General features: G+C 50.7%; 17 protein-coding genes. 12 read left to right on the top strand and 5 right to left on the bottom strand.

Features of this window, described 5'->3' with window-relative positions; translation table 11 throughout:
- The first annotated feature begins 149 nt into the window (after window positions 1–149).
- From ACR0EL_RS09150 to ACR0EL_RS09105, 10 genes are all read left to right on the top strand, one after another.
- A complete protein-coding gene (locus ACR0EL_RS09150; RefSeq protein ID WP_480499533.1) occupies window positions 150–713 on the top strand; it encodes a hypothetical protein in 564 nt (187 codons plus the stop codon).
- 114 nt (window positions 714–827) lie between these two features.
- On the top strand, window positions 828–1,079 hold the full coding sequence (locus ACR0EL_RS09145; RefSeq protein ID WP_480499531.1) for a helix-turn-helix transcriptional regulator: 252 nt from the start codon (window positions 828–830) through the stop codon (window positions 1,077–1,079).
- Window positions 1,076–1,384: a hypothetical protein gene (locus tag ACR0EL_RS09140; RefSeq protein WP_480499530.1), complete on the top strand. Its 309-nt coding sequence runs from the start codon at window positions 1,076–1,078 to the stop codon at window positions 1,382–1,384. The genes ACR0EL_RS09145 and ACR0EL_RS09140 overlap by 4 nt, the downstream gene beginning before the upstream one ends.
- A gap of 148 nt (window positions 1,385–1,532) precedes the next feature.
- The gene (locus ACR0EL_RS09135; RefSeq protein WP_480499529.1) at window positions 1,533–3,530 is read left to right on the top strand and encodes an AAA family ATPase; all 1,998 of its coding nucleotides are present in this window, start codon (window positions 1,533–1,535) and stop codon (window positions 3,528–3,530) included.
- A 505-nt stretch (window positions 3,531–4,035) separates the two neighbouring features.
- On the top strand, window positions 4,036–5,295 hold the full coding sequence (gene dcm / locus ACR0EL_RS09130) for a DNA (cytosine-5-)-methyltransferase (protein WP_480499528.1): 1,260 nt from the start codon (window positions 4,036–4,038) through the stop codon (window positions 5,293–5,295).
- Entirely contained in the window at window positions 5,288–5,746 is a 459-nt protein-coding gene (locus ACR0EL_RS09125) for a very short patch repair endonuclease (RefSeq protein ID WP_480499527.1), read from the top strand. The genes dcm and ACR0EL_RS09125 overlap by 8 nt, the downstream gene beginning before the upstream one ends.
- 78 nt (window positions 5,747–5,824) lie before the next feature.
- Entirely contained in the window at window positions 5,825–7,468 is a 1,644-nt protein-coding gene (locus ACR0EL_RS09120; protein WP_480499526.1) for an ATP-binding protein, read from the top strand.
- Window positions 7,461–8,291 carry an HNH endonuclease gene (locus ACR0EL_RS09115; RefSeq protein WP_480499525.1) on the top strand — a complete coding sequence of 277 codons (831 nt, stop codon included), beginning with the start codon at window positions 7,461–7,463 and terminating at the stop codon, window positions 8,289–8,291. Before ACR0EL_RS09120 ends, ACR0EL_RS09115 begins: the two co-directional genes overlap by 8 nt.
- Complete coding sequence (locus ACR0EL_RS09110; protein ID WP_480499523.1) at window positions 8,278–10,113, top strand: DEAD/DEAH box helicase; 1,836 nt, start codon at window positions 8,278–8,280, stop codon at window positions 10,111–10,113. The genes ACR0EL_RS09115 and ACR0EL_RS09110 overlap by 14 nt, the downstream gene beginning before the upstream one ends.
- Window positions 10,106–10,534, top strand: a complete 429-nt coding sequence (locus ACR0EL_RS09105) for an EcoRII N-terminal effector-binding domain-containing protein (RefSeq protein ID WP_480499522.1) — start codon at window positions 10,106–10,108, stop codon at window positions 10,532–10,534. Before ACR0EL_RS09110 ends, ACR0EL_RS09105 begins: the two co-directional genes overlap by 8 nt.
- A gap of 65 nt (window positions 10,535–10,599) precedes the next feature.
- Here ACR0EL_RS09105 and ACR0EL_RS09100 read toward each other — a convergent pair whose 3' ends face one another.
- The 5 genes from ACR0EL_RS09100 to ACR0EL_RS09080 all read right to left on the bottom strand — a co-directional run bounded on the left by ACR0EL_RS09100 (window position 10,600) and on the right by ACR0EL_RS09080 (window position 16,535).
- Window positions 10,600–11,754 (bottom strand): RES family NAD+ phosphorylase, encoded by a 1,155-nt coding sequence (locus tag ACR0EL_RS09100; protein WP_480499521.1) that lies wholly within the window; start codon window positions 11,752–11,754, stop codon window positions 10,600–10,602.
- A 412-nt stretch (window positions 11,755–12,166) separates the two neighbouring features.
- Entirely contained in the window at window positions 12,167–14,482 is a 2,316-nt protein-coding gene (locus ACR0EL_RS09095) for an nSTAND3 domain-containing NTPase (RefSeq protein WP_480499519.1), read from the bottom strand.
- A 370-nt stretch (window positions 14,483–14,852) separates the two neighbouring features.
- A protein-coding gene (locus tag ACR0EL_RS09090) for an IS5 family transposase (RefSeq protein WP_480499518.1) occupies window positions 14,853–15,610 on the bottom strand; the annotation gives its coding sequence in 2 pieces (ribosomal slippage) (window positions 14,853–15,289 and window positions 15,289–15,610; 759 coding nt in all).
- A gap of 95 nt (window positions 15,611–15,705) precedes the next feature.
- Window positions 15,706–16,062 carry an IS5 family transposase gene (locus ACR0EL_RS09085; RefSeq protein ID WP_480499734.1) on the bottom strand — a complete coding sequence of 119 codons (357 nt, stop codon included), beginning with the start codon at window positions 16,060–16,062 and terminating at the stop codon, window positions 15,706–15,708.
- A 296-nt stretch (window positions 16,063–16,358) separates the two neighbouring features.
- On the bottom strand, window positions 16,359–16,535 hold the full coding sequence (locus tag ACR0EL_RS09080; RefSeq protein WP_480499517.1) for a transposase: 177 nt from the start codon (window positions 16,533–16,535) through the stop codon (window positions 16,359–16,361).
- Between the two features lie 190 nt (window positions 16,536–16,725).
- Here ACR0EL_RS09080 and ACR0EL_RS09075 point away from each other — a divergent pair, with 190 nt between their 5' ends.
- Together ACR0EL_RS09075 and ACR0EL_RS09070 are read left to right on the top strand one after the other, a co-directional pair.
- Window positions 16,726–19,791: a hypothetical protein gene (locus ACR0EL_RS09075; protein WP_480499515.1), complete on the top strand. Its 3,066-nt coding sequence runs from the start codon at window positions 16,726–16,728 to the stop codon at window positions 19,789–19,791.
- A gap of 18 nt (window positions 19,792–19,809) precedes the next feature.
- Entirely contained in the window at window positions 19,810–20,319 is a 510-nt protein-coding gene (locus tag ACR0EL_RS09070) for a hypothetical protein (protein ID WP_480499514.1), read from the top strand.
- Window positions 20,320–20,454 lie beyond the last annotated feature (135 nt).

Here is a 20,454-nt window from a genome sequence, read left to right as displayed (position 1 = left end):
CAGGCGAGGCTTTTGAGCGCATTCTGGAAAAGACCTGCGAAATCGTGAGGCATCGGCGTCGGTCTGCAAGGGAAGTCTTTCCTGCCTCGTTTGGTGCTCAGGTGTCAGAAAGTGCGCTGCGCGCTCTTAACGAAACCGTTGCGATTTCGATGCAGGGGCAGTTCAGACAGGCTTTGGGTCTCAATGAGAAAAAGTTCTGTGCAGATGCCACCGCCGCCCTCAGATACTTTGATTTGATCGACAGATTGAACAAGTTTGGTTTCGAGTACAGGACTGCTGACTATGACCTCAGACAGCAACTCGAAGAGACAATCGCAAGGTTAAAAAGTTCAGAAGAAGTGAACGGAAAGCTTCCGCACAAGTGGTGGGAGGCGAACTTTTTTCCGGAGATTCTGGGCTTGTATGCGGCTTTGTTTCGGGAAAAACCTACGGCGACGTTCAATCGGGATTCAAACACGCTGCCCGGTGCAGCCTTCGTGTTTGTGAGAGAAATCATATACGAAGTCAAACTGTCGAGGAATGCGGGGACCCTGTTCTTTGTCTCTGAGATTGATGGGTTGGACATGGAAGAATGGCAGTTTCATTCCGAGGAAGCGCTCCGCAACAAGATAAACAGCTGGCTAAAAAACAAAGTCTCGGGCAACAACGAGTTGAACCTGTGGGAGGAGAACTCAAAGTTTTATGAGTCCCTGCTTTGGCAAGGCTGTCAATAAACACCAAATTTCGAAAATCTTTGAACCCGGTGATTTTTTTAGTTCGCACGTTCCTGCACAATGATCTCCACAGCTGACCGGAGTGCCCCGGTCCTGAACAACAGGAGACAAATAATGCAGATCAGTTCCCCCGACACTATCCAGCCCTGGAGCAACGTTGCGCCAAGCGGTAAAATGCTTCGCCCACAGGAGGTTGTGTCGCGCGTTGGGCTTTCCCGGAGCCAGATTTATCAGATGATTTCCGAAGGGCGGTTTCCGCCGTTTATAAAACTCAGTGAACGTGCTGCCGCGTTGCCAGAGTCTTGGTTGGGTGCATTCGTGGAACATTGTGCAAGGAACGCTATCGGGCAAGGGCACAAGAAATGAGCCGCATAGTCCCGATGCATCCCGATGACATGGAAAAACTGTATTTCAATACCCTCGAAGACCTTCGCTGGGCGAGGATAGTAGAATTGACCGGCAACGGCGCAGATGAGCGGAGTGCGGACCTGTTCGCGCGACTGGAAATCGAAAAAAAGAAGCAGCTCTCGAGGATTGTTGGTCCTCAGCGAGCCTTACTCTCAAATCTTGTTCACGAATTTGAAGGAAAGCGTAGTTGGTACTGTTCTGTCCGGTATGACCCACCACCCGAAGGGTTTTGGGGCAAAATGTTCGGTGGTTTTCGAAACTGAGACGTTGGCATAGAAAGGCCGGGGCCGACTTGCTTCGGCCTCTCGGTGCTTTTTCTTCAAATTGTGCTTTTGGACAATGGTGGCAGTCGAATTCGGCCACCCGATTGCGGTTCGCGTTTATGTCCGGAGAATTAGACAGGAAAGACAAATGCAGGGATCCACAGTTAGTTCTGCAGGCCGAACACGATCCGCCAATAAAAAAGCTGCGTTACAGCTTGCTGAGTCTGGATACAAAATATTCCCGTGCAACCCTAACAATAAGGCTCCGAAATACGGCGTGAAATGGAAACAGGTTGCCACTTCTGACGTGAGACAGATTGAGGCCTGGTGGGCAAAATGGCCTGAGGCACTTCCCGGACTGCCTACCGGATCAGTCAATGGAGTGGCCGTCGTCGACCTCGACGTGCGGGAGCACAAAGACGGAGTCGCCGCATATCTGGATCTTGGTCTTGATCCCGAAGACGCAGCAATGGTTGTTCGGACCGCTGGCGGAGGTAAGCATCTCTATTTCGAAAACGCGGATGGTATCCGAAACTCGACGACCAGCGCCGGGATAGATGTTCGTGGAGAGGGGGGCTACGTCATAGCTCCGGGCGCAGTCAGCAAAACCGGTTCTTATATGGTTGAAAAAGGTGATCCGGGGGTCGCCCAACTGCTCCTGACTGCCTTCCCACAGGCGCTCACACGGTCTTTCAGCAGTTCTCAGAGCAGTAGTCATTGTCAGTACAAGCTGGCTGAGCTTGCAGACGCACTCTTCAAGATCCCGAATGACTTACCGTATGCGCAGTGGGTAAGAATTCTAATGGCTGTTCATCACGCCACTGCCGGATCTAAGCCAGGTCTCAGCCTCGTACAGGCCTGGAGTGCTGACTACACCGGCTACGACTCTAAGGAAGTGGCAAGGAAGTGGCGTAGTTTCGGAAACATCGATACTGCTGCTGTGACTGCTGATACACTGTTTGCAGAAGCTAGGACTTTTGGCTGGCTGGCAGTTTCGCCAAACGATTTCGATGACGACCCGGAAGCGTTGCCAAGTATCGAATTCCTCCTCGGTGAGGAGGCCTCCAAATCAGCTGATACTGGTGGGCTGACGTTTCTCACCCCTGACCAATGTGCTGATCTGCCCATCCGTGACTACGTAATCAAGATGTTGATCGCACCCGGGCAGATAGGATGCATCTTTGGTGAGCCCGGGGCGGGCAAGTCACTGTTTGCTCCGCGGCTCGGCTACGCTGTCGCTCGTGGTGAGGATGTCTTTGGTTTGCGAACTAAGCAGGGACCGGTGTTCTACATCGCTTGCGAGGATGAAGATGGTATGGCCGGACGCGTAGCGGCTCTCTGTGGTGATCTTGGCGTAACAGATTGCTTCCAACTGGTTCAGGGTTGCGGAGATCTGTTTTCGCGAGGTCAGGTGGAGGGAAAGGGCAGCCCTGAGCTGGAGGCTCTGGCGAAACAGGTCAGGTTGGTCCGGCCTTCCCTTATTGTGATCGACACTCTTGCAATGGCAATGCCCGGACTGGAGGAGAATGACGCGGCAGGTATGAACCGCGTTGTGCAGATTGGAAAACGCCTTGCACAAACTGGGGCGGCGGTCATCTTTGTTCATCACGGAACCAAAGCTGAGGGCAATACACCCAGGGGGCACTCAGTATTTAACGGAGCACTGGACTTTTCAATAATGGTTAGGACTGCCGACCGGAACGGAATTGTTCGGGGCAAAATTCGCAAGAACCGAAACGGATCACCTGACCTCGATTTTGCTTTCAGAATCGGCTCTCGTCACCTTGGCTACGACGTAGACAGCGAACCCGTGGAAGCGCCGATCTGTCTGCCGTGCAGCCCGGGGGATCCAGAGGACAATCCGATGCTCACGTCCGCTGAGACAGCGGCTTACAAGCTTTACATGGAAATGTCGGAAGGGGTTGAGCTGAACGTAACTGACTGGCGAAAGGCCGCTACAGATGGTTTCACCGTTTCAGGCAGTGACAACCGCGCCAGCAGACAAAAGGCGGTATCCAGAGCTCTTTCAGGGCTTTTGAAGAAAGGGAGGATTGCTGTCGAGAACGGTTTGATGTTCGTTCCACGTAATCTGGAAAATGATGACTGGGATGACATCGAAGAGGATCAGGATAGTGCAGGAGACTGAGCGGACAGAAAGACAAAGTCTGCCGATTGTCCTGTCTGTCTTCAGTTAGCCGGCTCCTCGCATGACGGACAGACAGGACACCCCCCTTTAGGGGTGTCCCTGTTGTCAGGTCTGCGGGGCGTCCACAGGACAGGTTTGCGACGGAGTTATCGCTCAACAAACGGGTCCCTTCGGTCGTGTTACGCTCACCGTGGTCTGCGCGGAGCTCGGCTTTTGAGAGTTTTTCTTCTGGCCTAAGAGACACCCGTTTGAAGGTGTTTCGCTGACATCTCCCTGGTGTCGCCTGACTGCATTATAAGATGTCCGTTCAGGTAACGTCCCGGACCTGTTCTGAATTGCAGTAGCGTGCTATTTCTGACGGGAAGTTCGCATACGACGGCAATAGAAATGTGCTGTGGCAAAGCACAGGCAATTGGTGGTAAAAACCTGGATCAGGTGTGCGTTAACGAGAAATCTACCAAATGTGCTCATAATGTTCTTGCGGCTAGGGTAGCTCCCAGCCATAATGACAGAAAAATTCCCAGCGAAGCGAGCAGCGATGACGGACTTTGAGATCCTTCTCAGGAAGGCGGGCTATTCGGTACCCCAGGCAGCAGAACACCTCGACTATTCTGAGAGCCACATTTATCGCTGGGTCAGAGGTGAGGAAAAACCCAGGGACGGCGTCATTCGTTTGCTGGAGTTGGAAGTCGATCGACGGAGCCCACCGAAAAACAAAGGTGGCTTCACCTTTATCGATCTGTTTGCAGGGATTGGTGGCTTGCGCAAAGCTATGGAGGGCGCAGGTGGGCGATGTGTGTTTACCTCCGAATGGGATAAATTCGCCCAACAGACCTATCTTGCGAACTTTCCTGACAACCGGCCGATCGCGGGCGATATCCGGGAGGTGGATGCAGCAGCAATCCCTGAGCATGACGTCCTGGTGGCGGGTTTCCCCTGTCAGCCTTTTTCAATTGCAGGTGTTTCAAAGAAGAATGCGCTTGGCCGGCGACACGGCTTTGATGACGAGACACAGGGCACGTTATTTTTTGACGTTCTAAGAATCCTGATGGCGCACCGCCCGGCAGCTTTCCTGTTGGAAAACGTCAAGAATCTCAGAAGCCACGATCGGGGCCGGACGTTTGAGGTGATCAAGCGCAAGTTAGAGGATGAGCTTGGGTACAAGCTTCAGACACGGGTAATTGATGCGGCACACTATGTGCCCCAGCATCGCGAGCGGATCGTAATGGTCGGGTTCCGGGAAGACGTGCCATTCTCGTTTGATGATATTGCCCTGCCAAGACGGGGTCGTTTTGTGATGGGGGACATTCTTCATCCGGAGAATGGGCTGGAGGTACCGGAGCGTCACTACACGGTGGGTGCCAAGGCTGTCGTCAGCGATAAATATACCCTGAGCGACAAGCTTTGGCAGTACTTGCAAAATTATGCGGCTAAGCACCGCGCAAAAGGTAACGGGTTTGGGTTTGGTTTGGTGCAGGGAGACAGCATCTCTCGGACCCTATCCGCTCGCTACTACAAGGATGGCTCAGAGATTCTTGTCAATAGGGGCGAGGGCCGGAATCCGAGGCGCCTGACGCCACGGGAATGTGCCCGCCTGATGGGATACGACGAAGACTTTCGGATTCCGGTGTCAGACACTCAGGCTTACAAGCAGTTCGGAAACTCTGTGGCCGTGCCGGTATTCTCAGATGTTGCGCGCCTTATGAGGCCACATATCCTGAGTTTGACGAATTACAGGGCGGAAGCGGTTATCCAAGTTGGTTGACATTCATGACATCAAGACGCGTAGCCGGAACATGGCGGCGATACGTGGGTCAGATACGAAACCGGAAATGATAATTCGCCGTGCACTTCATGCACGCGGCTTCCGTTTCCGGCTGCATAACAAAAGCCTTTCCGGAAAGCCTGACTTGACTTTACGCAAACATCGCGCGGTCATCTTTGTGAACGGGTGTTTTTGGCACGGGCATGGATGCAACCTTTTCAAGTGGCCTGGGACTCGGGAAGAGTTCTGGAGAAAAAAAATCTCTGGGAATATGGAACGAGATCGCAAAACGTATTCAGCACTAGGTGAGGCTGGGTGGCGCATTGCGCTGGTCTGGGAATGTGCGGTTAAAGGAAAACGGCGACTGCCCCTGGAGGAAACAATGGATCGTCTGGTTCAATGGCTGCAATCGGAGAAAGAAATGTTAAGCATCAGCGGAGAGGAAACATGACGCTGATCCGATTGCGGGTATACCCTTCATAGTTGTAGCTTCGAATTGTCAATTATTTCCGCAAGGTTAGAATAACAGATGATAGATCTGACAAACCCACCTGATGCTCCTCGCCTGATACACGGCCTGCGAGACACGGGCTATGATTTCAATACCGCTGCGGCCGACATCGTGGATAACTCGATCGCAGCGCACGCTTCGAACATTAACATCGAAGTGGTGCTCACTCCTGAAGGCAGGAAGTTCGTTTACTTCGGGGATGATGGCGATGGTATGAACTTCGAAGAGCTTTATGATGCTATGCGTTATGGTGCGAAAGCACGACCGAACCTCGCCAGCCTCGGAAAGTTCGGGCTGGGTCTGAAGACAGCATCAAGCTCGGTCTGCTTGCGGTTTACAGTTATATCGAGGCGTAATCCTGCAGACGAGCTGGCGAAGCTGACCTGGGATCTTCTCCATGTTTCTGAAGTGAACTCCTGGGATATGTTAAAGGAAGACATTACCGCGGAAGAGCATGAAGCATTTGAAGAATATTGCGGCGATACTGGTACGCTGGTGATTTGGTCGAATTGCGATCGACTGCTGCAAAGAAACTACGAAGAACCGGGGGGAGCGAAAGAGAAGGCTGCGGTGAAGCGTGTAACAGAAAATCTCGCTTCTCATCTGTCGCTGGTTCACCATCGTTTTCTGGATCCTGACGATGCAACGGTTCCGAATGTGTCGATCTTTGTAAATGGTGACAACCTCGAAGGATGGAACCCGTTTTATCCTGAAGGGTCCGAGCAGGTTCTTGGGCCAAAGCAGCAAAAACTGGAGTGCATTCTGGAAGATGGCTCCGTTGAAACAGCAATACTGAAAGCCTGGATTCTACCCCACAGCAGCGATTGCACCGACGAGCAAAAAAGAAAAATCCGGCATTCTAACAAGGGTCAGGGTTTTTACGTCTTCAGAGAAAACCGGCTGATACAAACCGGCGGGTGGCTTGGAATTCATGGCTGGAGCGCGATGGAGCCACACATGTCTTTGCTTCGGGTAGAACTCGACTTCTCCCATGAGCTCGATGAAGCGTTCAGAGTAGATGTGAAAAAGTCTCGTATTTTGCTTGATCCTGCTCTTGAGACACGGGTCAAATTACTGATCACTCCGGTCAGAAGAGAAGCCGATGCCAGAAACCGCAGGATTTCAAAGGCGGCTACTGCAAAACGCGGGATCGACCACTCCAGTTCAAACAAGAGTGTTCAGAAAACCCCTAATGTTAAAAAACCATCAGTGGTTTCTGCAAACGTCGAAGGCGGTACCGCAGTCGTATCCAACACGTTTGGTCCGACAATCAAGTTGAAAGCTCCGGTTCAGAACGATGTAAACGCGGAGAGCGTCTACATTGAAGCAGTAGAGGATATGCACTCTGGCGGGTTGTGGGAGCCGGCACTGAGAAGTTCAACGGACAAAGACCACGTCGTCTCGGTCAGGATCAATAAGTTCCACGACTTTTATCAGAAGATTTATCTCAGGGCTAAAGACTCCGGCTACTCCGTTGAAGGTATGGACTTGCTGTTGTGGGCTCTGGCCACGGCTGAGCTGGATCACAAAAACCCAGAGCTCGAAGCTGTTTTCGAAGACTTTCGCGAAGAAGTTGCACTTAATCTGAAGCGGTTACTAAGAGAAGTGTCATTGCCGGCGGATCACGAATTGGGCGACGCGCAATCAGAACTAGATGTTTAACGACAAAGCAGAACTCGTCCGAAGAACTCTGGCCGTCGGGACCGGTGCTGAAATCAGCTTAAAGTCTGACAAGTCAGGACTTCAGACATCTCTCCAGATCTGGTTTGCGGACCTGGGCCGGCGTAATGGGCCAGTTGTGTCATTGGGGCCCTCTGGCTTGCGCCGGCACCGTGTTGTGCTGAGCTTCGGATCTGCATCTGAGGCAGTTATTTTGCAGATGAATCAAGCGGATAACGAAGCCAAAAAACTTGCATTCAGCCTGACGGGAAGTATCGGATCAGAAATTGATCTCTATTTTCCGGAAGGGATGACCTCAGAGAACTGGGCGGTTGATGATATCAGCTTTTCAATTACGGCTGAGAGACGAGGGATAAACTCCGTCGTTGACGATGGAGAGGTCTCCCGAACCTGTGAAGAAATTGTTGTGCCCATATTGGCCGCAGTAGCTGAACTAATTGGATATGATGAGGTGCCTCCGGACGTTGAGCGCGGCGACACCGAAATCTTCGAAGGCGCAGTATCTCTGAGTACCGTCAAACGAAGAGAGCGCAATCCAAGAAACCGTCTTCTGGCAATTCGTCTTCATGGGCATCGTTGCGGAATATGTGGCATGGATCCGCGAGAAATCTACGGTGAGGCAGGTGAGGTCATTGAAGTGCACCACCTTCAGCCATTGGCGAGCCTGGATAAGCCAAGTCCTTACGATCCGGTATCGGACCTGATCCCATTGTGTCCGACATGTCATCGCGTCGTGCACACACGTCGTCCGGTTCCCTGGACCCCAAGTGAGGTTTCGGAGATGATGTCCAATGAAGAAGACTGACGTATCAGCATTTCCGAATGACTTCTTTGCCCTGAAAGAAAATTCTCCGGCCGGGTTCACTTTGTCCGAACGTGTCGGAGACCCGACTTTGCTAATTGAAAAGTCGGGGATTAGCTACAAAGCTAGCCTCCTGGGCCGGCGTAAGGTGAAAGGAGAAATTGTCTCCGGACTTGCGCCTTCGCTCAAGCATAACTGGTATTTTGAAGGAAGTGTTATTCGGCCTCTACCTCACGACCTGGCAGAGACCATTGAGCGCCTTTTTTCCGGTTATGATCTCGAGAATCTTTCGTTCCCTGAAGTTCTGGCTTTGCGGCGGTTTTCTCAGGATCTCATCTCGGTAGAGCTCGAAGACGAAGTTCTCAAACCTGCTCGCGATCAGGCTGGAGCGTATCCTGTTGCAGCGTCGATCCCGGGCTTAGATGCGACGTTGTTCGGATACCAGGCCACTGGAGTAGCGTGGATGAGGGAAACGCTTTCCCACACCGGTGGGTTGATCCTTGCAGACGAAATGGGCCTGGGCAAAACAATACAGATTATTTCACTTCTGTTGCTCGACCCGCCTACAGAGACCGCACCGGCTCTAATTGTGTGTCCAACGAGCCTAATTGCAAACTGGCGCAGAGAAATCCATACATTCGCACCGGAGTTGTCCGTTATGGTCCACAGGGGGGCTCATCGGGCGGGGATTTTTCGAGATCTTCAGGTGGCGCAGGTTGTGATCACTACCTATGAAACTGCGGTGAACGACATCTCAATTATCAGCGCTTTTGAGTGGGGTTGGGTGATTTGCGATGAGGCACAGGCTCTTAAGAATCCGGCATCGGCCCGAAGGAGCGAGCTGGCGTCAGTTCCGCGTAAGCGGTGTATCCCAATGACCGGAACGCCGGTTGAGAATAGCCTTTTAGATCTCTGGTCGATTGCCGACTTCGCAATACCTGGACTACTTGGGACGCAGTCAGAATTTGAAGTGGAATTTCCGGATGGGGTGGCCGCGGCTAAGGAGCTCAAAAAAATCACTGAACCAATAATATTGAGAAGACTTGTAGGCGACGTTGCAGGTGACCTGCCTGAGCGCGTGGACATTGATCTTCCGATAGAATTAGGTAATTCACTTGCTGCCGAGTATGAACGTATCAGGTCCGAGACACTTGAAAAATATCCGTCTGCCGGCGCTCTTGTTGCCACGGGTCAGCTTCAGATGTTTTGTGCTCACCCCTGGTTGCGATCGCAGACTTCATTTGCCGAGCTATACGAGGAAAACGCACAGATCGACTGGAGCAGTTCCGAAGCTCTTGTCACACCGAAGATGGAGCGAACTGTCGCACTGATACAGGAGGCGTTCTCCAACGGTCGCAAGGTTTTGGTTTTCGCTTCTTTCAACCGGTGTGGAGACCTGATCAGGCAAGCTCTCCAACCTGCATCCGAAGTGTTCTGGTCCGCAATTAATGGCTCAACATTGCAAGAGGATCGTCAGATTATTGTTGACGACTACACTGCTCACGATGGCCCTGCTTGCCTCATTCTGAATCCGAAAGCTGCCGGCGCAGGCTTAAACATCACTGCTGCAACTGTAGTTATACATTATACGCAAGTTTGGAATCCCGCCTTAGAAGCTCAGGCAAGTGCCAGAGCGCATAGACGAGGACAAACCGAACCGGTGACAGTGTACCGGTTATACTATGAGGACACAGTTGAAGCTGTGATGTTGGATCGTTCGAGGTGGAAGAGGGAACTGGGGAATGAAGCTATACCGGTAGCAACACGAGACGATTTGGACCTGAAGCACGCGCTGGAAATTACACCGGACAGAACAAATGACTGAAAAAACATTCACCAAACAACTGACTGCAAATGACACTGGGGAGTCAGGTGCCCATCAGGCGGGCATTCACGTTCCCAAAGGAGAAAAGGAACTGATTGCATTTCTTCCCAAGTTAGACCCGAGTGTAAAAAACCCGGACGCTTGGCTCAGCTGCGTTGACGTGGATGGTGGGGAATGGTCGTTCAGGTATGTATTTTATAACAACAAATTTCATGATCCGAATGGCACGCGTGATGAGTATCGAATAACGCACATGACAAAGTTCTTTGAGGCATTTGGAGCTACTGAAGGTGACTTCTTTAGGATTGCCACCCAAGGTGGAGATCCTCGTTACAAAATAGAAGTCGTGTCTTCAACTTTGGAAGATGAGACAGGCCAATTGGGGAAGATCAAGCTTACAGGTTGGAAGCGTTTGCACTAGAGGCTTCGCGGGTATCGCAGTTTACGTGCATGAAGCCTTGTTGTACGCACCTAAATGGGGAAAAATTATGGCTGTTTCCCTGTTTGGACGTCAGAGGAGTCATAGATTATTCTGTCTATTTTTCTGACGGTCGAAGTGCTTTCGTCAAATTCAAAGTTATTTGGGTTGAAACTGCAAAGGTTCTCGCCATTCTCAACAGAGCTTCGGTAAATAACACCATCAAAACCACGCCGAATTAGGACGTCAGAAAGGAGCTGAGTCGCGGAGTAAAGGTGCCGCTCTTCAGGGATGATCTGAGCGCTCAGCAAAGAATCGATGTGATAAATCAGCGCGTAGAGTTCAAGTCGGGTGTCCGAGCTAGCGAAACGACCAATTGGGAGATCAAAGCGGGCAACTCGGAGATCTTGAGACGCTCGAAATCCTCCGATGGAGACTAGATGACTCGGGTGAGGTCTTATTTCAGCCACCGCAGTATCAATTTCAGAAGCGAGGTATAAAACAGAGACGCCGTCGCGATTAGTGCGACCCGCTGACGCTCGCGTGGGAGGTAAAGCACCTATGTCCGGGCCCGTGTAAGGTTTGGCGACTCGAGTAACGCTGTCCCACCCATAATGAACAGTCATATCCTCAATGCCAATCCTGCCTCGATACCAAAGAGTCCCCGCTTGAACTGTAGACTTTACGTCACCTTCGATCTTATCGACCATCTTCTCCATGGCAGCTTCAACCGCGTGGAAGTTTTCAAGCTTTAGACGTCGCTCAACACCTCGCAAGTCTTTGTTAGTAGTCTTCGGAATGGAAAATTGATGGTAGCGCAAACCGTCTTCGTCGTGGCCAGCAAACAAACAGATTCCTTTGTCCGGATCGGGATAAATTTCTCCCTCCCAAGTTACCCGATGAATAAAGTCGTCGTTGAATTCTGAAGATTTTGCCACTTCCAAGATCTGGTTTTCTTCGCCGAGAAGGATATGATCAATCGACGAACCACCCCAATGATGATTGTAGTCTTTTTCATCGAAGTGAAGGCGTATCAATGCCCTTATCAAATCTCTTAAAGGAGCAAATCTTTTTGGATTGAAAACATGTCCTTGAGTTCCAGCACAAACGCCGCAGACTCCATCACCTAGATCACTCAGAACCAAAGCTCTTACTTCGGGGTGCTTAGCGCATGCGCCACAAAGGCTTACCTCTTCAGTCGTCCAGATTTGCTCGTCGTTCATTTAACCTGTCCCTTTGGTTTTGCTTTTCGTTTAACTTTTAAGTCCGTGCTTTGAGCCCACACATGGGGAGGCTGTGTGAACGCTATGTGGGGGAGTCCAGTATTCCCGGCAACGATTTTCAGCGAAGGCTAGATAATTGGTTGCAGACGAAGGGCGTTGTTAGGATAGAAACCGATATGCATAGGTGAGCCCAAAATGGCCACTACTGCGATTGCCAAGTGCGGTAGCTGTGCTCAGAAAGCGGACTTTACAAAGTCGAAGGCGAAAACCTCTGCAACCAAAGAGAATTACCCCAAAGCGGACGTCTTGAGGAGACACCGGATGCTGAGGTGCAACCTCAAAAAAAGAGACCTACGCCAATGCTAATTTACTAGGAATGTGGCATAAGCGTTGCATACACTAGCTCTCAAGTTCATTTCTTTAGTGATGAAAACATGTCGCCCAAGTCTGCGTTGGAAAATCCACCTAAAGCCCTTCCCAAACGACTGGATTGTATATCAGAGCCCGACGCAGAATCTACGCTGTGAGAAGAACGCCGCAAGCCTCCACCGTCTTTGAATTCCTGCATCTGCTGATCATGCAGTTGTTGTATATTCCACATGTCCTCTTCAAGTTCTTGGCGCTTCCAGCCACCGATGGGTCCCCCTAGATAATGCTCAATTTTATCCATCTCTTCCAACCAAGAGCCAATTGCTGCCTCTCGATCCTCGTGGCCTGATATGCCGGAAACCTCCAAGCTATCGATACTCTCGGTAACCGCCTCTTCAAACTGTTCTTGCAAGCATTCCGGCAGGTCATCTCTATACATGGGGAGATTATCAGCAAGTCTACCCAACTCTTCTATTTCCAAGACGTAACCTCTATTTGACAGGTACCTATAAAGTTGAAGCCGAAGCAGCCTCCCGAAAGCGCGTGCACCCTGCAATTCACTATACTTCCCAAACATCAGGTCATCTATGAGATTGGGTAGTTCCACCTCATTGATCCAATAGTTGGTCGATAGTCCACCTCTACGCAAAAAAACGATGAAGTCGGTCTGCTGAGATTTGGAAATTAGGTCACCAATAAACGGACCTAGGTCTTCTAGAGCTCGTCGGCCACCCACTTCTCCAGACTGTATCTGAGAAAGGATAACAGCTGCTGTTTCAGATAATTTGGAAGGGTTTCCATCGAAAAACTCAGAAGTTGCTTTCCACAAGTCTTCTGCATTTTCGAGAGTGTTAACTGATCGGGCCAGCTGCTCTATAATTCTCGCATCTTTCACTTGCCTGGCCAAAAAGTCCTGCACCGACGGATTAATGAAATTAACCTTCCCACCTTGGAGCACAATGAACGAAGATTTGATCTCACGAAGTGCATCTTCAAATCGATTTTCAGAAACGCTGCTGTCGCTCTTGATATCAAATGCAACTAACGCCCTTTCGAAAAACCTTCGCAATTTTTCTGCGATGATACCTCTGTTAGGGAAGCCCTCATGTCTCGAAAAATACATGCAGTAGAGCAACAAACGCGCTTCCTGACTGATGTGTTGCCTAAAGGGTTTTTCCCAAACCTTTTCAGGGTTATCAAGGGCATTCAGAAACGAACGTGGGTAGTCTTCAGGTGCGGTATCTCTAAATCGAATATGGTCCGTCATCCATTGCACGATGCGTGGCATGTAGTGCGGATGGTCAACTATGCGAGCAACGTGATCCCCCACCAAAAGCGCCGCAATAGCGCTCTCCTCAAGTCCAGAATGGTATAGGTGATTGTATAAAATTCTAGCTTTGATCTCTCTAGTGTAAATGTCGAGATCAAGAATCATTTCAGTTAGTTCTACTTGCTCATCATCAAGTGCTTCAGATGCAGTTCGCGCGGTTTCAAAAATGTACTTGCGTGTAGTTAGGATGAAACGTTTTGTATTCCTACCCGAGACGAGCCGCATAAATTCAGCGATCTTTGCGTCATCTTTGGCCAGTGATTTTACATCGAGTTTGATTTTTCCGAGGAAGTCATCGAAGAAAAAAACCTGTCTATTTTTGGGGTGAAAGGCTTCAAAGCCTTCTTCAATGCTACTTATCGCGACAAGCTCCCAGTCGTCTTCGCAGTATTCGGCAGCCAACACTTGCGCCAACGTTGTCTTACCTACGCCGGGCGGACCTGAGATTATCAAGCAGTGTTGTCTTTTCAGGATGTCGGCGGCCTTGGGCAAGCTTGGATTGGCAACAAAAACCTTCAGTATCCGCTCAATGCCTTCTTTAGTTGCTTCAGTAAAAACGGCTATGTCATTTGTTAGTAGTCTCTGAAGCACTGCCGCGCTTGAAAGCCATAGTTTGATGTTGCGCTTTTCGACTTCACCATGCCTTCTCAGAAGAGCATTAATTTCAGCTCGGCCAAGAATTTTTGACGCTGCGACAGAAGGGTGATTTAGCAGAGTTTCGAGAGTCTCTTTTCTAGCAGGTGTCAACTTTTGCGATGTTAGGAAGTAGTACTTGCTAGGCTTAAGCTTATGAATTTTTGGAGACTCTTTTTTTGCTGAGGTCTTCAAGTCAGCCCATGTGCTGTTTCTATAATGTTTGGCCTGAAGAATTACATCGCCTGCCGCGCTGCTATGACGTGCATCTATTCCACCATCCGCGCCTTCCGAAAATGTTTCGAACCTTACCCCGCATTCCGCGCTCATAAGATCTGCTACGAGAGCTTCAAATTCGATAGGTGATAGGTTTCCAAAATCGTATTGCTCTGGCATCAAAAGTCTCAACTTAGTCCTTTACTACAACAGCAGTTAGCTTACGTGCAGTTTAAATTGAAGGCACATATGTTGTTTCATCTAAAGATTGCATCCCTTGACGGTAGAGGTCGCAGGACTCAGCGGACGCTGCTGGACGCGAGCCCAGCGAACTTCGGCCTTCCCTCCATCCCTTCGGGAAGGATCGAATGCTGCAGCAGAACATCTCATGCCTCCTTTGGGTCGAGAGCCTACATTGACTGCTCGACATCCAACGGAGGCATTTTTCGGCTGAAAAGACTTTAGCGCTCCGTCGGGTTGGGTCTGCAATACACTCCAGTGTGCAAATCTGACAAAATCATTGAGATGACTAGGCTCCAGACTCATTGATTTACAGCCAGAACAAGAAGGTAGCCACGAGTGCGATTAGTGATAGGAAGACCTTTGGGCATCTGTCATATCGGGTGGAAACCCGCCGCCAATCCTTCAGGCGCCCGAACATGATCTCGATGCGTTTACGGCGTTTATAGCGCCGCTTGTCGTACCGGACGGGATTGTCGCGTGATTTACGACCAGGGATGCAAGGCCTTATTCCCTTGTCTATCAGAGCTTCGCGGAACCAGTCCGCATCATACCCGCGATCACCCAGCAACCATTCAGCCGATGGCAGACTGTTCACCAGTGCGCTGGCTCCCGTATAATCGCTGACCTGCCCAGCGGATATGAAGAAGCGGATGGGGCCTCCGAGGCTGTCAGCAATTGCATGCAGTTTCGTGTTCATACCGCCCTGGGTGCGTCCGATCAGTCTGCCGCGCCCCCCTTTTTCAACCGCAGGCTGGAGGCCGTGCGGTGCGCTTTGAGGTATGTTGCGTCAATAATCATCGTCTTGTGATCCGTGCCTTCAGCAGCCAGCCCGTTCATGATCCGAGCGAATACACACATATCGCTCCATCGTTTCCAACGATTGTAGAGCGTCTTTGACGGCCAATATTCGCGAGGCGCATCCGACCAAGGTAACTCATTGCGATTGATGAAAATAATCCCGCTCAGTACACGTCGATCATCAACCCTCGGCTTGCCGTGGCTCTTCGGAAAGTAGGGCCGAAGCCGCGACATCTGTTCGTCGGTCAACCAGAATAAATTGCTCATGATACACCCCTGAAACTCAGGGGCTTGAATCACGCAGCCGAGATGGCAGCAACCAAATTAGTGGGTCTAGAACCTAGGGTCAGGATTCATAGCCACTAGATAACGAGTGCTGCGAGGGCGATTGCTGACAGGAAGACCTTCGGGCACCTGTCGTGGCGGGTTGCCACACGCCGCCAATCCTTCAACCTGCCGAACATGATCTCGACCCGGCTGCGCCGTTTGTAACGACGCTTGTCGTACTTAACCGGTTTCTTCCGCTGCTTCCGGCCGGGGATGCAGGTGCGTATCCCTTTGTCTTTCAATGCCTCCCGGAACCAATCGGCGTCATAGCCACGATCCCCGAGCGGCCAATCGACATCCGGCAGGCCGCTCAGCAGTGCCCGCGCACCAATGTAATCGCTGACCTGACCGGCGGTGATGAACAGGTTGAGGGACGTACCCGGCTGTCGCAGATGGCATGCAACTTGGTGTTCATGCTGCCCTTGGTGCGACCCCTCTCGGCAGTATCCTCCGGATGCGCCTGCCGGGCAGTGAATCAGGCGTCCGCGCCCCTTTTTTGACGCCCAAACTGCTTGCGGTACGGTGGGCCTTCAGGTCGGTGGCATCGACCATCACAGTCTTCTCTTCACCGTATTCGGCAGCCAGACCGGCCATCATCCGGGCGAAGATGCCTTTGACGCTCTTCCGCTTCCAACGGTCATAGAGCGTTTCCGGGGCTTACGTGGCCCCACTGGGGCCACGATCCCCTTCAACTGTGTGGGCCATACGCCGAAGGGGCATCGCGCCATCTCAACCCATTGCGATAAATGAAGATAATGCCGCTCAATACACGTCGATCATCAACGCGTGGCTTGCCGTGGGACTTGGGGAAGAAAGGCTCAAGACGCGCCATCTGCGCATCCGTCAGCCAGAAAAGATCAGACATGTCACCGCTCGATTTTCGAACCGTGAATCACGCAGCCACGCGGAAAACAATGGGTCCTGACCCTAGAAATCTGCCGGGTGCCGAGAAAAACAAGGCATGTTTAGGACATTCATAGTGCTAAAACTCGACTCGAAGGGGGCGAATAGTTTACTCTCATTCTCATCTTTCTTGGAAAAATTTTGGTAGAGCAATGTTTTTCAAACGCGCATTGCAGGTCTGTACTAGAACTTGGAGTGCATTTCGTGGCGCCTCAATTGAGCGGCGAGAGTCCGCGAAAATACGACCATTTACAGCTGAAAAGGAAAAAGGCGCAGATGCCGAAGGCGACTTCATGCACATCGCAATTAGGTTTTTGTTAACAAAGTATCTTGGCTCAAAAAATTATCCGGAAAGCGAATTGGTTGAGTTCGATGAACTCGTTGAGGAACTCGGTCGCTGGGGGGGAGGCTTTACTCAATATTTGTTGGATCAAGAACGGCGTTTGAGTCTGAATACCTGGCGTGTTTTGGCGGCAAACCGCCTTCATAACTGGTCGGAAGAGGCATGGCGTCTTCCCGATCAGTTGGAGCCAATAATCGACCTGTTTTTTGAGAAGACTGCTGATCCCGAAGACCTAATTGAGATTAAAGCGATTTTCGGAGTACTGGCGGCCATGGGTCAAATAGAATTCGAGAACCGACAGAGCGCTTCGGGCAAATTAGGAGTGTCGCTGGCTACAATTGGTGAAGGGATTGAAAGTAGTGATCCACAGAACGCTTATGATTTCGCAGCATTCGCGATGGCTTGTTTCAATGGCTCATCTGAACGGCTTACAACCGCAGAGGAAGAGAAGTGCGCTACCACCGTTCAACTACACACTCGGCTAGCCATTGTTGGCAAAAAGCTTGAGCAGCTTGCTGCTGCTCGACACGAAGCTCTACGTCAAGCAATCCGGTGCTCAAAAGAGGATACTAGCTTTCAACGCGACGCGTTTCGGGCTGCTGAGCAATTGGTCGAGACCATTATTGCTTTACCGGAAGGACCCGTCCGTGAAGCCCTTGCAATATCGATCCAGCAGGAATTTGACCAATTCGATTGGCTGCGCCCTGCTGGCCTCAACTTATCAATAGCGTTGAACAACACAAAGCGTCAGCATTTCATCCGGCAGTCGGGAGTTGATCCCCTTGTTCAGCGGGTCCGACGCTTTTCCGACGCCCATGAGAAGGTCCAATACCTGTCATCATTGGCAGAAGGCGCCGGGATGCTTCTGTCAGTCATAGAACAAGAAAGATCTGCCTTGTCCCCCAAAACGAAGCCAATGGCGTTATCCGTCGACTGGACAGATTGGAGGATTGATCACCACGCCTATCGGCAAGCAATACCGCAGGGAAAATCGGTACTTCGAGAACGGGACTTCGCCGAGAACATTGCTTACTATGTTCATGAAACTACTCATGTCCTAACACTTTCCCGGCATTTAGGATTATATCTCTATACGTTCAAGTCTTGGATTTGGGCCTTGGAACTCTTCATGGAGATTCATCCGCAGAGCGATGGTGACCAACTATTCGAACGAGAGTTGCCTCCTGGAGATGCTAAACTGTTACCGTACATTCAACATCAGATTGAAATCATACAGCGTATGCGGATCGTCCAAGATGTATGGGTTCCTTGGTTCGAAGGATTGGCTGTGTATGCGGAAAGCGCGGTGATACCTTCTGATGATCCGGTCGGGGTTTCAGTCGTTTTTGAAGCACTTCGTGGACTAGTTGATGTGAATCCACAGGAAGGGCAAGACGTCAGAAAAGCGTTCGAAGAACAACACATGGAGTTTGAGGATCGGGCCTCCGAAGCGCTGATTAGTGAGGGGCACCGCAGGCTGTATGAGTTATTCTTCAACAACGAAAGCGCTCCTATATACGGTACAGGATATGCTGCAGTTCGCCGGATCGCTGCTGAAGTGCGCGCGAATTCGGGAAGAGACATGACAGGTGCCGAGGTATTTGCCGTTCTACTGAATGCAACACAGTTTGGGTTGCTGGAGTATCTGCCAGATCCGGATGTTCCGATTGATGAATTCGAAGCTAGGTGCAGACAGCAGATGTGCAATTGGGCGAGTAACTTGTCAAGATTGTCAGCCGAAGACATTGCGTTAATTGCCCACCTGCCGGCCAAGGATGCAAAAGGTGCCTTAATAACTTGGAAGAAAGGGAAGCCGACCGCGGCCACCGACACACTCGAGCAGCAAGAAAAACGCATGTACAAATTTTGGGATGTGATGAGCCAAAAAATTGTCAGAGTCGGCAATCTTGAAGTAACGCCGCCTTCGACTCTAGCTTGCGAATCCAATGAACAAGAGGTTTCCTTGCGTGCAGAGTGCGAGGAATTTCTTTCGATTGCGGGGCTCGATGAACAGTTTAAGAATGAACTCAGAGAGTTTCAGCTTAATTCGGCGGTGACATCGTTTTTACTGCCAGTGGGTAATGTGGAGTGTAACTTCCTAACTGTCGATACTGCGGAGCCCGATCATGCCGCCCACATCTTTGTGCCACTCGTTACAACACTAGCTCACGTCGATACAGGTAAAGCTAGTATTAACGCACTAGTGTTACCGATTGAAAAAAATGACTTTTTGCAAATCAAATCAATTCATGACCGATTAAAGGATCCACTGCTGCGGGTTTCACGTTTAATCGATCTTGCGGGTGTTGGTACGGGAATTTTCTCACAGCCAATGCACTATATTGTGCTACAATACCACGAATGGTCTCAAGCCTTTCCCGCTATTCTGAGCATTGAGAGCCCCGAGTGGAAGGAACGTAGGGAAAGTTTTCTTTCTAAAGCTACTCAACGCCTCGGTAATCCGACTGGGGATGACTTTCATGTACCTTTGGGGCAATTAACAGAACGAATCTCGAACTGGTTGGACTCGGGGTGGGTTTGGAAGATTGACGACGAATTTGTTTCGATCGACGAGTGGGAGGTACGTCTGAAGGCGCAAGTCAATAGTTTGCGGAATCACAAAACGCAAAGAAATCGAATTGAACGTGCAGGCAAAGCATTACTGTCTACAGTTGGCATTTCCGAAGGTCTGGCAAAAACTCTGTCGGAGGGAGGGTTCGAGAAAGCAACGGAGAAAACAACTCACATACGGTACGATTTTGTAGAATACGCTCTCGCAACCGCTCGCCGACCGGACGCTTCGGGCGCTCCACCAAAACTCCCCCGTGAACTGAACGAGTTGTTTTGCAAGCGAAAAGCCGGATGGGATTTTTAACCTGATGGGAGTCGGAAGATGGAAGTAAGACAAACAGTTGACGAGCATTTGGTAGAAGCGGCGTTTTTGAAAGCGCGCGAAGTAGGTGTTGACGTCCCGGCACCAAGCTTGCAGGCGCTGAACGCTCCGATCCCGGATCAAACAGATACGTGGATTAACAGAATCTGGGATCAAGTTGAGGGCGCCCTTAGAAGCGCCCGGCAGACAACTGTTGAGGTTGCAGAACCGATTGTTCAACGAACTCTTGCCCTTTACGAAGACGCCAAGAAGAGCTTGGGTAAGGAGATTGCCGCAGTGACAGCCGTCTTACTTGATCGACTCAACAGCTGGATGAATTCGATTCTAGACGGAGTACTAAACGCAACTCGGGCGACAATAACGATTGGGGGTGAGGTGTTGGGAATTAAAAAGGCCACAATATCTCGCACGGTTACTTTGTCGGGAAGCTTTGAGTTGTCGCTTAAGCGAGTTCTGGATGCGGCAACTAGCAGTGAATTCACAATTAATGCGGAATATGAAGCCAAGTAGTTAAACTTGCTACAATACCGAGGCTTTGATAACCTTGAAGTCTGACCTGCCATCAAGCTGTCGCTGTTGTGGAGTGCGCAGACGGCCGTGAGCAGCCTCATCTGACTGGTCCAAGTTGATTGTTAGTGCATCATC

The organism is Ruegeria sp. AH12 (assembly GCF_056541465.1).
Note: the sequence above shows the minus strand (reverse complement) of the source record. Positions and strands in the feature narration are given on the sequence as shown.